The sequence below is a fragment of the Trinickia dabaoshanensis genome (assembly GCF_002879885.1).
Lineage (GTDB): Bacteria > Pseudomonadota > Gammaproteobacteria > Burkholderiales > Burkholderiaceae > Trinickia > Trinickia dabaoshanensis.
Genome location: NZ_PNYA01000006.1, coordinates 200,865 through 215,475, shown reverse-complemented (window position 1 = coordinate 215,475; position 14,611 = coordinate 200,865). Strand labels below are relative to the sequence as shown.

Here is a 14,611-nt window from a genome sequence, read left to right as displayed (position 1 = left end):
GATATCCCCGCTTACGTTCGTTTATCGCAAGGCTCGTGAAGACGTATAGCCGCCGTACTGCGTGCCGTACCCATAGCCGTAGCCGCTTTTGTCGGGCTGGAATGCGTTCAGCAGCGCACCTTTGACCGGCACGCCGGCGCGGCCTAGACGCTTGATCGACTCTTGAATTTCCTCGACGTTGTTCAATTCGTAGCGCGCGACGAGAAAAACCGCACCGGCGTAGGCGCCCATAACTTGCGCATCCGAGACCGCCAGCACGGGAGGCGTATCGATCAGCACGATGTCGTAGCGCTTCGAGAGAGCCTCGAGTTGCGCCTGCATCGCCGCGGAAAGAAGCACTTCGGACGGATCCCCCGGCAACGAGCCGGTCGAAATGAAGTCGAAGCCGGTACCGACGTTGCGCTGCGTCACTTCGTCGAGGGTCTTCGTCCCCGCGATCAGCTCGGTCAGCCCCCCGCTAGCCGCTTGGTTGAAGTACTCGTTCAAGCGCCCTTGATGGAGGTCTCCGTCGATGAGCACGACACGCTTGCCGCCCGCCGCGAGCACGGCCGCGAAATTCGTGGCCACGAACGATTTGCCCACGCCGGGGGTGGGGCCGGTCAGTACGACGATATTGTTCGGCGCGTTGAGCAAGCTGAACTGAAGCACTGTTCGCAAACTACGCAAGCTCTCGATCGCAGGGTCGCGTGGCTGCCGGCTAGCGAGCAGCGCTGCCGACGTGCGCTGCTTTTTGGCCGAATGCGTGAGCATTTGCTGCGACTCGCTATAGGGAATCGCCGCGACCACGTCCAATCCCGTGTATCGCTCGATGTCTTGCGGATGGGATACCCGGTTTCGCAACATCTTGCGCACGAGCGCACCGGCGATCCCCAGTGAGATCCCAAGAACGAACGATAGCGCGATGACCAGCAGCCGCCGCGGCCTGACCGGCTTTTCCGGGAGATTTGCATCGTCCACGAGACGAACGGTGCCCAGATTGCCCGCTTGAACGACCTTCAATTGCTGTGCGGTATTGAGTAGACCGGTATAAAGATCGGTGTCGACCTGCACGTCCCGCTTCAGTTCCAGCGCGCGGCGCTCGAGATCCGGAAAGCGTGTCATCTGCTCGGAGAGCTCGCCCATCGCGCCGTTCAACTCGCGAATCTGGTTGTCGATCGCGACGAGGCTCGGATGCGAGGGCGCGAATCGGGTCAGCAAATCCTCCCTCTGAATCTTCAGCTCCAGGAGCTTGGATTTGGCCGACGTCGATTGCTGCAAAAGCGACGCGCCTTCGCCGCTGAGATCGACGGTGCCGTGCTCATCGCGAAAGCTCGTGTATTTCCGTTCCGCGTCTTCTAGTTGGGCCTTCAACTGCGGCAACTGCGCATTGAGAAACTCGAGCGAGCGCCGGGCCTCCGCCGTCTTGCGATCGACGTTCTGCGAGAGATACTGCTGGCCGATCGTATGCAGCAAGTCCGCGCACAGGACGCGATCGGTGCACTCGAGCGATGCTTGAATGACACCGGATTCCTTGGCGACTTCGACGATCTGGAGCCTGTCTTGCAACTGTTCGATCGTCTTCAACCTGGAATTGCGCGTGAGCGTGAAGCGGATGCCGGGCTTGGCGTCGATCGACGAGATATCGAGCGTGACGGGACCCTCGGGTAGTTGGAACGTCTGCGAAACGCCGACATGGCCGTCGAACGAACGATCGCCGTCGGGCGAAACGAGACGGTAGGCGCCACCGCCGAGAACCTGGAGATCGAAGTCTTTTCCGTACAGGGCTTCCGGTACGTCGAAGGTCGTCGTCTCGATGCGCTCGTTGCCCCAGGCGTATCCGCCGAAACCGAGCAGCCCCGGTTGGGAGAGGTTGTGATTCGTTCTCGAGATGAGCTGACCGATCAACGGAAAATAGCGTGGACGAATGTTGAGGTCCAGATGCAGTGCGTCGACCGCCTTGGAAACGACGAGCCGCGACCGCAGAATCTCCATTTCGGTGGCGGCGCCCGTCTTGATGTCGAACAAGGACGATACTTCCCCGAGCAGACTTTTCGACTGCTCTGCTTCTTCCTCCACCTGAAACAGCATGTCCGAGCGGTAAACCGGCGTGGCCGTCAACGCGTAGACGGTCGCGAGCAATACGACGCCGAACGTGCATTTGAAAATGAACGAGCGCATCTCATACAGAGAAGCGATCTGCTTTCTCAGGTCGATTTCATCTTGCACTGGCAGACTCATCGAGATCGGTTCTAGCGGTTTCATTGCATGTCCTCGGAAATGCTAGGTCCTCTCGGACCGTTGACCGTTCACGCCGCCTTTGCCCGGTGTCACATCCGCAAAGCAAACCGGGCGTGCCGGAGGCAGGCACATCTTTCACTCACTACACAACAGCGTCAGCGAATCGACGAAATTCGCCATGACGCGTTTGCGATCGAAATTCATCAGCGCATACTGCCGCCCTCGCACGCCACACTGGCTCGCCCAAGCAGGCTGGTCGATCAGCGACTCGATCGCCGCGGCGAACGCATGGGTATCGCCGGGCTCGACTGCAATGCCGCACTGGGAGACCACGGCGCTCAGTTCGCTTCCTTGCTGCGCCGTCGTCACGACCGGCCTTGCGCTCGCCAGCATGCCGGCCAGTTTCGACGGCATGACGAGGTCCGTTACGTCGGCTCGCTGCGGCAACAAATGCACATCGGCACAGGCAAGCAGTTCGGCAACTCGCTGCGCCGGTTGCAGCGGCAAAAAAGTGACGTTGCTCAAGCCCGCGCATAGCGCCTCGAACGCGCTGCGCCCGGATCCCTCCCCGCAAAAGACGAAGCGGATGTCGCTGCGTCGCTCGAGTATTCGTGCCGCTTCGGCCAGGATTTCGAGCCCTTGCTTTTGCCCCATGTTTCCCGAGTACAGACAAACCTTGCAGCCCGGCGCCAGCGCCAATTCTTGGCGATACCGGTTCTCGGAAGCGCCGCCGCTCTCTTCGCCGACCGTGACCCAATTCGGAAGGAACACGAGCTTGCCGCTATCCACTCCTTTGGTCCTCGCGAGGTCCAGCATTCGTTTCGAAATCGACGAAACGATGTCGAAGCGACGGATGAGCGCTTGCTCGATTCCGAGCGCGAGACGCCTGAGCCAGGGGGCTCTCACGAGCCCGAGCACGAAAGCGGCATCGACCTCGTAGTCCTGCACATGCAGCCAGCATTTCGCCCCGGTCAGCTTGGCTACCGTGAGCGCGGGCATCGCGCACATGAGACTCGGCTCGACCACCCAGACCACAGCGGGACGCCAAGCGGTGAGCCTTGCCATCACGGGCAATGCCGAAAGCATGAAGCTCGCGTAATGCACCAGGCGCTTCACGCCGCCCGGCTTCGCCGGAACATAGAGCGGACACCGGAAGACACTCACCCCGGGGCGGGGACGTTCGACAGAATATCGATTCGAAAAGCCTTCAAAAATGCGCCAGCCCGGGTAATGAGGTTGAGCCGTGACGACCGCCACCTCGAAGCCGTGGTCGGCAAGCGATTCGACGAGTTCTCCCGAGTACTTGCCGATGCCTGTCAGCTCGGGTGCGTAATTCAAGGTACAGACGACGATGCGCGGTGCTTTCGATGCGCGTCGAGGGGCCGCGCCGTGCGAATGGACGCGCTCGCTCGACCCGCCCTCGGCGCCGGTCGCCATGTTTTCCCGATCGTACATATCGCGCACTTTCTGCTCTCCGATTCAAGCTATCCGCGAGGTCGCTCGACCAATACCCGCAACGGGCGATGAAGGGTCCTCCGCGTTTATGGGGACCCGGAAGTTTTCGAATGGCCCGCAGTCGAAACCGACCCGTCACAACGGCTCGGACGACTGGCGGTACTTTCATTCGAAGCGCAAATCGGCTAGCGAGCGTCGGCCATCGGAGCGGAGCGGCACGGATCGAAGGCACTTGGCTGGTTGCCGGGAAAGGGCTGCGCCGGAAAACGCGAATGCGGCCGTACGTCGTCGCATGCGAGACTCGATTAGCCGGCGGACGGGACCCCCTGTTCGTGCTCACTTTCCGACAGAAAACTCTCATACGCGCGCCGAATCCCATCCTCGAGCGAGGTCGTGGACTGCCAGCCCAGTTCCCGCATCCGATCCACGCACAACAGCTTCTGCGGTGTGCCGTCCGGCTTGCTCGCATCGAAGACGATGTCTCCCTCGAATTCGACGATGCGCATGATCGTTTCCGCCAATCGGCGAATCGTCACGTCCGTCCCTGAACCGATATTGAAAAGACCATCGGCGACGCCGGACTCCATGAGAAAGACGCACGCGTCGGCCATATCGTCGACATATAAAAATTCGCGCCGCGGTGTGCCGGAGCCCCATACTTCAACCTGCGAATCGCCGCGCACCTTGGCGTCGTGCGTTTTGCGCAAGAGCGCCGGCAGCACATGGCTCATTTGAAGGTCGTAGTTGTCGCGAGGCCCGTAAAGATTGGTCGGCATGACGCTGACGTACCGCGTTCCGTACTGCCGGTTGTAGGACTCGCACAGTTTGATGCCGGCTATCTTGGCAATCGCGTACGGTTCGTTCGTCTGTTCGAGCGGTCCCGTCAACAGATACGATTCGCGGATCGGCTGGGGACAGTCGCGCGGGTAAATGCACGACGAGCCGAGAAACAGCAAACGGTCGATGCCCGCCGCGAAGGCTGCGTGAATGACGTTCGCCTCGATCATCAGGTTTTCGTAGATGAATTGGGCGGGATACGTGTTGTTGGCGTGGATGCCCCCCACCTTTGCCGCGGCCAAAAAGACGTAGGCAGGCCGTCGCTCGTCGAAGAAGCGCTGCACGGCGTGCGGATCGCGCAGGTCGAGCGACGCTCGGTCGGCTGTCACGATATTGCGGTAGCCGCGCCGTTGCAGGCATCGCACGATCGCCGAGCCGACCATGCCGCGATGGCCCGCGACATAGATCGGTTCGCTCTTGTCGATGGATGGGAGCATCGATTTCCTCGCTCTCGCTTATTCGTTGAACTCGAAGGCTGTGTAGCCATGCTCTTTGACGAGCTCGTCACGCTCTGCGCTGCGCAGGTCTTCGCGCACCATCTCGGCCACGAGATCGGCAAATGGCGTGCGCGGCGTCCACCCCAGCTTCGTGCGAGCCTTGGTGGCGTCGCCTAGCAGGGTCTCGACCTCCGTCGGCCGGAAATAGCGCGGATCCACTGCCACCACCACGTTGCCGGACGCGTCGCATCCTTTCTCGTCGATGCCTTTGCCGGTCCACCGGATCGTCAGGTTCAGTTCTTCGGCGGCGGCATTGACGAAGTCGCGCACGCTGTATTGCCGGCCCGTCGCGATGACGAAGTCTTCGGGCTGCGCCTGCTGCAGCATCATCCATTGCATTTCGACGTAGTCTCGCGCGTGCCCCCAATCTCGCTTCGCATCGAGATTGCCGAGGAACAAGCAGTCCTGCACACCGAGCTTGATACGCGCGAGAGCCCGAGTGATCTTGCGCGTGACGAACGTCTCGCCGCGAATCGGCGACTCGTGATTGAACAAAATTCCGTTGCACGCATACATGCCGTAGGCTTCGCGGTAGTTCACCGTGATCCAGTAGGCGTATAGCTTGGCGACCGCATACGGCGATCTGGGATAAAACGGCGTCGTTTCGTTTTGAGGAATCTGCTGGACGAGCCCATAGAGTTCCGACGTCGACGCCTGGTAAAAGCGCGTCTTCTTTTCCAACCCTAGGATGCGGATCGCTTCGAGAATACGAAGCGTGCCGATCGCGTCGGAGTTGGCCGTGTACTCGGGCTCCTCGAACGAGACGGCTACATGGCTTTGGGCGGCCAGGTTGTAGATCTCGTCCGGCTGCACATGCTGAATGATCCGCGTGAGGCTCGATGAGTCGGTGAGGTCGCCGTGATGCAACACGAATCGCCGCCAACGTTCGTGGGGACCTTGATAAAGATGGTCGATGCGGCCGGTATTGAAGAGGGACGTGCGGCGCTTGATGCCGTGCACCTCATAGCCCTTGTCGAGCAGTAATTCGGCGAGGTAGGCGCCGTCTTGGCCGGTTACGCCCGTAATCAATGCGACTTTCAATCGTGCCTCCGGATTGGGGAATTCGAGACTCGAGGCAAGGCCGGCCTCACTATGTCGGAGCGGCGGCTTTGCCGGGAATTTTGCTTGCGCAAAATATGCCGCGTTGCTTAATGCGACGCAACAATGCTGGCGAGAATGGCGGAAAACAGCTATCCGGCCATACGAATGACGCCATTGCACCATGACTGAACTGCCACTCATGCCGTTTTTTTAGGGGCTACTTATTTTCACTAGCCACATCGGACAATAAAGATAAAGGTAAAGATAAATGCGCCATGCATGACATGGATGCCGCTTGCGTAACGCGCAGGCGGCGAGGGCGGCAAATCGACGGGAAATCTATGCGGCGATGGAGGCGGCGATAGGGTCGATATCCGCTATTCAGCGCGCGTCGCCCGAGTACGTTTGAAACCGCTAAGCTTGAGTGGTCGCGACGGGCTCGGGACGGGGTTGAGCCGTGAACCTTCTCAAAATGATTTTTCGTCCAGGGTTCTCTACGATTCGGAACGTTGCTTGGGAGGCGATGAACAGAACGATCAAGAAAAGCGCCAGCTCCGCCCCAAACGCCAATCCGGTTGCATCGCTCAACCTGCGCTCGAAGACGAGCAACAGCGGCATGTGCATTAAATACAGCGAGTAGGATAGGCGCCCCAGCGCTTGAGGCGCCGGAGCTCGCAGTAGCGTCGAGAGGGTCCCCCTATCCGTGCTGAGCGAGACGATCAACGAGGCGCTGAGGACGGGTACGCCGAAAGCGACGATTCCATGAGTCGTCGAAAGAGATATCGCGTAGCAGAGCGAAGCCGCGAGCGCGAGCGACACGGCCGGACGGGAAAGGAGCGCGACGATCGAGGGTCGCTTCGACAACTCGAAGGCGAAGCAGCCGGCAAAAAAACCGAAGGTGCACCTCAGCATCGCACCGGGCGATGCGACATTGTCCATGCATGCTTTGCCGTGACCGCAGTGATGAATGAGGTCGATGGCGAGCACACAGCCCCCGGCGACCAAGCTCAATGCCAGGAACGCGTATGCGCGGCGGCGGCGTCCCCCGAGCATCAAGCACAAGAACGCAAAGACGAGATAGTTACAGAACTCGGTGCTGATGCTCCAACTGGCGAAGTTATACACCGTGACATGCGGCAGTCCGAGCCCGAACGTCATGGAGAGCGTAGCGATGACATCCGCTACGGAAGGCAGTAGCCATCGCTCTCCCTCGGTCAACGCGACGGCATTGGCAATCAGAAAATAGATGACGTAAGAGACGACGAGCAGCGGCATCAAGCGCGCCATGCGGGCGATCGAAAAATCGCGTACATCCGCCGTCGATTGCAACCGCCCGAGGTAGTTCATCGACATGACGAAGCCGCTCAGCACGAAAAATAGGTCGACGGCTAGGTACCCGGCCTTGAATAGGCTGAAGGCATGCAGATGAGGGACATGATAGAGGACGACAAGTAGCGCCGCGACACCGCGTAACCCCTCGAACGACTTATTCATGACCTTCGCTTTCATGTCTCTCCCAAGGATTTTGGTTCTTGCGGAGCATGCCAATTCGGACGAAGGGCGGCAACGATCCCTGAAAAATTGACCGATAAATGCTATCGCGGCGTTAGCCCGTTATTGATCGCCTAGGGGCTATAAATGGAATGCCACGCTTGATGCCTCGATTACTTTCGATTTTTGACCGCGCAAGCGAATTTTTTCAGTAGCGCCGTGCTTAGCGAAATGTTAATGACGGTGAATTTCGAGGCGATTGGCAATTGAGTCATGCTTGCGTGCCCGAGGATATGTAGTCCGGTAGGTGTTATCGGCCAGATTTTCAGCAGTCGTTGCATAGCAATATGCGGCACGGCATATTCGCTGCGATAGCGTCTTCGTCCTCGAAACGAGCAAACCCGACGGCTTGCCGCGCAATCTGCCGTGGGCCGCACGGACGCGAAAATTGAGGAAAAGAACAAGATCATCCCCTCTAGCCAGCCCGTGCCGCGTGTCGAGACGCCATTTCCGAAAGATGTTTCAAACGGCCGGCAAACTGGCGATCAAGGTGCCTATGAAATGACGCATTCGAACAGAACGATCGATCTGACGCTCGCCGGAAAGGGAAACTACGTGCATGCGCGCGGGCTACCGGTCCGGGCGGCTTGGTTCATCGTCGAAACGTTTGTGATCAACAATCGGCTCGTGCCGATTTCCGCGGTGAGGGTGGGACTGCTTCGGCTGTTCGGCGCGAAGATCGGCCGCAACTGCCGGTTTGTGCATGCGATTCGCGTGAAGTGGCCTTGGAACCTCGAGGTCGGCGACAACTCGTGGTTCGGTGAAAGCGTTTGGATCTACAACCAGGACCGGATCCGTATCGGATCGAACGTGTGCATCTCGCAAGACACGTTTCTGACCTGCGGCTCGCACGATGCCGCGACCAACATGGACCTGCGCGTCGCTCCGATCACGATCGAAGACGGTGTATGGATCACGTCGAAATGCGTCGTGCAGAAGGGCGTGACGATCGGTCGCTCCGCGTTGGTGACGCCACTGTCGGTCGTTCACCGATCGCTGGAGCCGGAGGGCGTCTACGGCGGCAATCCGTGCCAGTTCATTCGGTGGCGGTTCCGCTGACCCGATAGCACGGCGTGCGCTGCGCGCGTACGAATCGCTCCATCTTATTCAACTGCATGGCATCGGCGCCGCGACGTTGTTCGAGACCGCACGCCGACGTCCCGACACGGATACGAAACCATGGGTGTTTTCCGCCATTTCTCTGAGTATCGACGCTGCGTTGTGCCAGCACTTTGCGCGTTTGCCAGCGCCGTTTCGACGAGTGCCATCGCTCAAACCGTTCCAAGCAACTCGATTACGTGTTCGGCGCCCAAGACCGTCGCTGGCGGCACGCCCAACGGACTGATCGCGGCCGATACGATCATGCCGGACGCGGCAGGTTTGGTTCCTTTGAGCCAATCGTTCACGATTCGATTCGTCACCAACGCTCCCAGCGCCGACAGCGTCGATTGGTCGTTGCAGGACTACGTGGGCAACATTCGAGGAAGTGGATCGTTCTCAGTGCCGGCCGGCGCGCAAACATCGACGATTTCTTGCACTGCCACCGCAGCGGGTTATTTCGCGCTCACGGGAACGTTGAGTGCCAATGGCGGAACGCTGCCGCGTGCCGGCACGCGGCCGGCCGGCATTGCGACGTTCGGCGTGCTGCCGGACGTCTCATCGGTGCTGCCGCCCGCCGTATTCACGAGTCAGGACCAGCATCGCTTCGGCATGCAGGGAGAGAGCGACAAGCCGCAGCTCCTGTCGGATTTGGGCGTGACGCAAGCGATCGACGGGCGGCAATTGTCGTGGATGGAGCCCAAAGCGCCCAACACCTGGACGCCGTCGCTTCAGAGCGTGTTGCCGGTATTCAAGACCGGCAACGTCGCCCGCCTCGTCCGGCTGGACGGCATTCCCGATTGGGATAGTCCTACCGGGAGCACGCAGGACGATACGTACGCACCGAACGACCTGACGTACTACCAGAGTTACATGGCGCGCGTGGGCACCGAAGCGGAGCAGATTCGCCAGGCGTATTTCCCAAACATGAAGAACAACTACTACCAGGTGACCTGGGAGCCGAAGTGGGCGGACTCGACGTCCAACTTCGTGGCGATGTATGAAGCGGTCTACAAGGGCTTGCACTCGGCCGATCCCCATGCGGTCGTGATGGGGGTGACGAATCCCGATCCCGGGATGAATGGCTCATGGTGCACGGGCACGATGTTGCAGACCTATGCCTCGCTCGGCTTGATGAACTACCTCGATGGAATCACGACGCATAGTTATTACGCGAACTTGGTATCGCCGAAGACTCCTCCGGAAGCGAACGACACGGCCACCGACTACCATCAGCATTTGGCGCTCGACCATCAAATTCGCGATCTTCGGGCCGAGATGCAGTCGCTGAGGCCGAATATGCGGCTTTGGTCCACCGAAGTCGGCGTTGCGTACGATCCGGAGATCACCTATGACACCGGTCCATCCACTAACCAGTTATATGCGCAGGCCGCGGTTGCCGCGCGCGCGCACTTGATCGTGCTGGGGGAGGGGGCGCAGGTCAGTTATTTCTTCTATGGCTCCGACTACAAGGATGAAATCGGCTACGGCTCGTTCTTCGACATCGCGGACCAATATGGCGATTACCATGCGACGACCCTGAGCCCGAAACCCGAGGCACTGGCGTTCGCCGCGATGACACGGATCATCGACGGTACCGAAACGCTCGGACGCCTCAATTCGCTGCCGTCACTCGTGTACGGCTATGCATTCCAGCGGCTTGGCGGTGGGCGTGTGGTTACGGCGCTATGGACACACAACAACGCGAATTGGCCTACGCCGACGGGCATCTACAACCCGACCGCCGGCAAGAGCTACGCCCTGACCGTCGATTCGCCGGGGACGAGCGGCAAAGTGACCATCTTCGATCTAATGGGGAACGCGACATCGGTTAGCTACACGAATGGTGTGGTCAATCTGACGCTGTCGGAAGCGCCGATCTATGTCGTTTCGTCGAACGCCAGTGTCATGAAAGCGAACGTGACCGCGCCGGTCGGTTATACGGGGCAGTAACCGCCGGCGGGCAACGGTGTGCGGCGCGAGGCGCATGCGTACTCAATTCTGGGGCGAGCTATAATTGATTGTTTTTCCTCAGAAAGTTGGTGGCAGTATGGCGTTGATGATTACCGACGAGTGCATCAATTGCGACGTTTGCGAGCCCGAGTGCCCGAACGACGCAATTTCAATGGGCGCCGAGATCTATGTAATAGATCCTTCCAAGTGTACGGAATGCGTTGGCCACTTCGACGAACCGCAGTGCCGTCAGGTCTGCCCCGTCGAGTGCATCCCCAATGATCCCGGCCACGCCGAGACGCCCGAGGCGTTGCTCGCCAAATACCACGCGCTCCAGGCGGAGAAGGCCTCGAAAGGCTAGAGGCGGCCGCCTGCAAGCGGCGCCCGGCGCACGCGTGAATTGCTGCGTGCGGCTACCTCAACCGGCGCTGTGGAGTTGCATCATCGCGCGCTCGGGCGCGCCTTTCACGACATGCGGCATGACGGCCAGCGAGCGTTCGATCGCGGCGTCGATGACGTCCTGCTCTTCCTTGCGGGGCGGCTTCAGCACGAAGTTGGCGACATCGGGCTTCGCCCCGGCGCGCGCACTTTCGGGAATCAGATCGCGCGGATGGCCGATGCCGATGCGCAGCCGCCAGTACTGCTGCGACGAGAGATGGGCGGAGATATCCTTCAGCCCGTTATGCCCACCGCTGCCGCCGCCGAGCTTGAGCTTGACGGCACCGGGCGGCAGGTCGAGCTCGTCGTGCGCGACGAGGATCTCGTCGGGCAGGATCTTGAAGAAATGCGCGACGGCGACGACCGATTGCCCGGAGCGGTTCATATAGGTCTGCGGCTCGAGCAAATGGACTTCCTCGCCATGCAAGCGGGCCTTCGCGTAAAACCCATGGAAGCGCCGCTCGTCGCGCAGCGTGGCGCCCGCTTCGCGTGCGAGCTGATCGACGAGCCAAAAGCCGGCGTTGTGCCGAGTGGCTGTGTATTCCGCGCCCGGATTACCGAGCCCGACGATGAGCTTGATCATGCTTGGATACCGGCAAGGCGGCCCGTGAACGAGTGGTGAATGCTTGCGAAAAAAAACCCGCCGGGCAAGCCGCGGCGGGTCACGTCGTCCGTTCCAATGAAACGGATCGAGAGGATAGGCGCGAAAAACGCCTTAAGCGGCGGGCGTTTCGCCTTCCGCAGCCGCTTCAGCCGCGGCGCCGGCCGGCACGGCTGCTGCCGCCACGACCGGGTTTTCGCTTTCGATGTGCGCGACGAGCGAGACGCCCTTCGGCAGCGTGATGTCCTTCGCGTGCAGCGATTGACCGGCTTCGATCTTCGCGAGGTCGAGCTCGACGAATTCCGGCAGATCGCCCGGCAGGCACTCGATTTCGACTTCCGTCACGACGTGCGAGATGATCGCGCCGCCGGTCTTCACGGCCGGGTTCGTTTCTTGGTTCATGAAGTGCACGGGCACCTTCGTGTGCAGCTTCTTGTTCGGGTCGACACGTTGGAAATCGACGTGCAGCACGAGCTGACGGAACGGGTGGTATTGCACGTCACGCAGCAGAACGCGTTGCGACTGACCAGCCACTTCGAGGTCGAGGATCGACGAGTGGAATGCTTCCTTCTTCAGTGCATGCCACAGGGCGTTGTGATCGAGTTCGATCAGTTGCGGTTCTGCCGTTGCGCCATACACGATCCCCGGCGTCTTGCCGGAGTTGCGCAGGCGGCGGCTCGCACCCGTACCTTGCTTGCTACGCTCGAAAGCGACGACTTTCATGTTCTATCTCCATAACTGCCCGCGACCAGGCAGCGAAACGGAGCCTTCGTGCTCGCGGATGACTACCGCGGGACGGGTGGGGCTCCAGACGAAAACGGCGCGCTTCGGTAACCGAATCGCGCCCAAGTGCCGAAGCCGCTCAACGAGCAGCGCCTTCGGCGTGTACTTAAAACGTTGCTTTAGCTCTCGGCGAACAGCGACATCACCGAATCGCCGCGACGGATACGCGAGAACGTTTCGGCCAGCAGACCCGCGCACGAGAGCGAGCGGATCTTCGCGCAAGCGCGCGCTTCGTCGCTCAGCGGGATCGTATCGGTGACGACGAGTTCGTCCAGCGACGAATTCGTGATGCGTTCGCTCGCGCCGCCCGACAGCACCGGGTGCGTCGCGTAGGCGACGACTTGTTTCGCGCCGCGTTCTTTGAGCACTTGCGCGGCCTTGCACAGCGTACCGGCGGTATCGACCATGTCGTCCATGATGACGCAGGTGCGGCCTTCCACTTCGCCGATGATGTTCATCACTTCGGCGACGTTCGCCTTGGGCCGGCGTTTGTCGATGATGGCCAGATCGCAGTTCAGTTGCTTCGCGAGCGCACGGGCGCGGACCACACCGCCGACATCGGGCGACACGACGAGCAGATTCTCGTAGCTCTGCTTGCGCAGATCGCCGAGCAGCACGGGCGTGGCGTAGATGTTGTCGACCGGGATGTCGAAGAAGCCTTGAATCTGATCGGCGTGCAGATCCATCGTGATGATCCGCTCGACGCCGGCGATTTCCAGCATGTTGGCGACGATCTTGGCCGAGATCGCGACGCGCGCCGAACGCGGGCGGCGATCTTGCCGGGCATAGCCGAAGTAGGGGATGGCTGCCGTGATTCGACCTGCCGACGCGCGCTTGAGCGCATCGACCATGATCATCAGCTCCATCAGGTTGTCGTTCGCGGGTGCGCAGGTCGATTGCAGGACGAAGACGTCCTTACCGCGCACGTTTTCCTGGATCTCGACTTGGATTTCGCCGTCGGAGAAACGGCTGACCATTGCTTTGCCGAGGGGAATGCCGAGAATTTTGACGACTTCCTGTGCAAGCGCGGGATTTGCGTTGCCAGTAAAAACCATCAGGCCGTCATGGCTGCTCATCATGCACCTGCTGCTGGAGGCGGGAACTGCGGGAATGTTTGGCAGGGGAGGAAGGACTCGAACCCTCGCATGCCGGAATCAAAATCCGGTGCCTTGACCAACTTGGCGACTCCCCTACACTGACTCTGAGCTTCATCGGGCCTGCGAGACAGCCCCGACGATGCGAAACCTATGACGCGAAAGCGAAGAGTGGATGGGTATCCAAACTCGATGCCACGGCGCTGATCCAATCTGCTGGCAGCTTGGCTTGCGCCGCTTCCGCTTCGGCGATGCTCCGGAACGCGGCAAACACACTCGAGCCCGATCCGGTCATCCGTGCTGGCGCAATGGTTTCAAACCATTCAAGCACCTGCGCGACTTCCGCGTATTTTCCCACGACAACTGGCTGCATGTCATTCCGGCCGTAACTTTCGGGCCATCTTGCGCTGCAGCTTTGCTGTGCAAGAAAGTCCGTAATTGTGACGGCTTCCGAATCTCTTGTCAACGACTTATCGGAAAAAATCGCTGCGGTCGGAACATGCGCTTTCGGGGTCACCACCAGAAAGTAGCGCGGCGGCAATTGTACAGCCTCGAGCGCCTCTCCGACACCCTGCGCGAACGCATTTTTCCCGAAAACGAAGAACGGGACGTCGGCGCCGAGTCGCAGCGCCAGAGATTGCAGCACGTCGCGGGCCAGGTCGAGCTTCCAGAGCCGGTTCAGCGCCAAGAGCGTGGTGGCGGCGTCCGAGCTGCCGCCGCCGAGGCCCGCGCCCATCGGCAAGCGCTTCTCGATCTCGATGTCCACGCCGAGCGCCGAGCCCGTATGCGCCTTGAGCAGCATCGCCGCGCGCACGACCAAATCGCTTTCTTCCGGCACGCCCGGCACGTCGGTCTTGCGATGCACGCGCCCATCCTCGCGCAGCGTGAAATGGAGCACATCGCCCCAGTCGATCAACTGGAACACGGTCTGCAACGCGTGATACCCGTCGGGCCGGCGGCCCGTGATGTGCAGAAACAGATTGAGCTTGGCGGGCGCCGCGCAGTCGCGCAGCGAGTGGGACGTTTCGATCATTTTGGGTGCGGCG

12 protein-coding genes and 1 tRNA gene are annotated in these 14,611 nt (G+C 60.4%); 3 read left to right on the top strand and 10 right to left on the bottom strand.

Annotation, left to right across the window (positions count from 1 at the left end; genetic code table 11):
- Positions 1 to 21: 21 nt before the first annotated feature.
- The 5 genes from C0Z18_RS08750 to C0Z18_RS08730 form a co-directional block, all read right to left on the bottom strand.
- Positions 22 to 2,241, bottom strand: a complete 2,220-nt coding sequence (locus tag C0Z18_RS08750; RefSeq protein ID WP_102644988.1) for a polysaccharide biosynthesis tyrosine autokinase — start codon at positions 2,239 to 2,241, stop codon at positions 22 to 24.
- Between the two features lie 111 nt (positions 2,242 to 2,352).
- Positions 2,353 to 3,654 (bottom strand): glycosyltransferase WbuB, encoded by a 1,302-nt coding sequence (locus tag C0Z18_RS08745; protein WP_102645082.1) that lies wholly within the window; start codon positions 3,652 to 3,654, stop codon positions 2,353 to 2,355.
- Positions 3,655 to 3,977: 323 nt separating this feature from the next.
- Positions 3,978 to 4,946 carry a GDP-L-fucose synthase family protein gene (locus C0Z18_RS08740; RefSeq protein ID WP_146013973.1) on the bottom strand — a complete coding sequence of 323 codons (969 nt, stop codon included), beginning with the start codon at positions 4,944 to 4,946 and terminating at the stop codon, positions 3,978 to 3,980.
- Positions 4,947 to 4,964: 18 nt separating this feature from the next.
- Positions 4,965 to 6,047 (bottom strand): GDP-mannose 4,6-dehydratase, encoded by a 1,083-nt coding sequence (gmd, locus tag C0Z18_RS08735; protein WP_102644987.1) that lies wholly within the window; start codon positions 6,045 to 6,047, stop codon positions 4,965 to 4,967.
- Positions 6,048 to 6,461: 414 nt separating this feature from the next.
- Positions 6,462 to 7,556: an acyltransferase family protein gene (locus C0Z18_RS08730; RefSeq protein ID WP_102644986.1), complete on the bottom strand. Its 1,095-nt coding sequence runs from the start codon at positions 7,554 to 7,556 to the stop codon at positions 6,462 to 6,464.
- 543 nt (positions 7,557 to 8,099) lie between these two features.
- Here C0Z18_RS08730 and C0Z18_RS08725 point away from each other — a divergent pair.
- The 3 genes from C0Z18_RS08725 (at position 8,100) to C0Z18_RS08715 (ending at position 11,010) form a co-directional block, all read left to right on the top strand.
- Positions 8,100 to 8,657: an LbetaH domain-containing protein gene (locus C0Z18_RS08725; protein WP_233217241.1), complete on the top strand. Its 558-nt coding sequence runs from the start codon at positions 8,100 to 8,102 to the stop codon at positions 8,655 to 8,657.
- A 162-nt stretch (positions 8,658 to 8,819) separates the two neighbouring features.
- The gene (locus tag C0Z18_RS08720) at positions 8,820 to 10,649 is read left to right on the top strand and encodes a hypothetical protein (RefSeq protein ID WP_233217240.1); all 1,830 of its coding nucleotides are present in this window, start codon (positions 8,820 to 8,822) and stop codon (positions 10,647 to 10,649) included.
- Between the two features lie 97 nt (positions 10,650 to 10,746).
- Positions 10,747 to 11,010, top strand: a complete 264-nt coding sequence (locus tag C0Z18_RS08715; protein ID WP_102644985.1) for a YfhL family 4Fe-4S dicluster ferredoxin — start codon at positions 10,747 to 10,749, stop codon at positions 11,008 to 11,010.
- 57 nt (positions 11,011 to 11,067) lie between these two features.
- Here the strand turns inward: C0Z18_RS08715 and pth are convergent, their stop codons facing one another.
- The 5 genes from pth to ispE all read right to left on the bottom strand — a co-directional run bounded on the left by pth (position 11,068) and on the right by ispE (position 14,598).
- Complete coding sequence (pth, locus tag C0Z18_RS08710) at positions 11,068 to 11,670, bottom strand: aminoacyl-tRNA hydrolase (protein ID WP_102644984.1); 603 nt, start codon at positions 11,668 to 11,670, stop codon at positions 11,068 to 11,070.
- A 132-nt stretch (positions 11,671 to 11,802) separates the two neighbouring features.
- On the bottom strand, positions 11,803 to 12,411 hold the full coding sequence (locus C0Z18_RS08705; RefSeq protein WP_102644983.1) for a 50S ribosomal protein L25/general stress protein Ctc: 609 nt from the start codon (positions 12,409 to 12,411) through the stop codon (positions 11,803 to 11,805).
- Positions 12,412 to 12,590: 179 nt separating this feature from the next.
- Positions 12,591 to 13,547, bottom strand: a complete 957-nt coding sequence (locus C0Z18_RS08700) for a ribose-phosphate pyrophosphokinase (RefSeq protein WP_102645078.1) — start codon at positions 13,545 to 13,547, stop codon at positions 12,591 to 12,593.
- A 39-nt stretch (positions 13,548 to 13,586) separates the two neighbouring features.
- Positions 13,587 to 13,663 (bottom strand) — tRNA-Gln (locus tag C0Z18_RS08695).
- 53 nt (positions 13,664 to 13,716) lie between these two features.
- Positions 13,717 to 14,598 carry a 4-(cytidine 5'-diphospho)-2-C-methyl-D-erythritol kinase gene (gene ispE / locus C0Z18_RS08690; protein WP_102644982.1) on the bottom strand — a complete coding sequence of 294 codons (882 nt, stop codon included), beginning with the start codon at positions 14,596 to 14,598 and terminating at the stop codon, positions 13,717 to 13,719.
- Between the last annotated feature and the right edge of the window lie 13 nt (positions 14,599 to 14,611).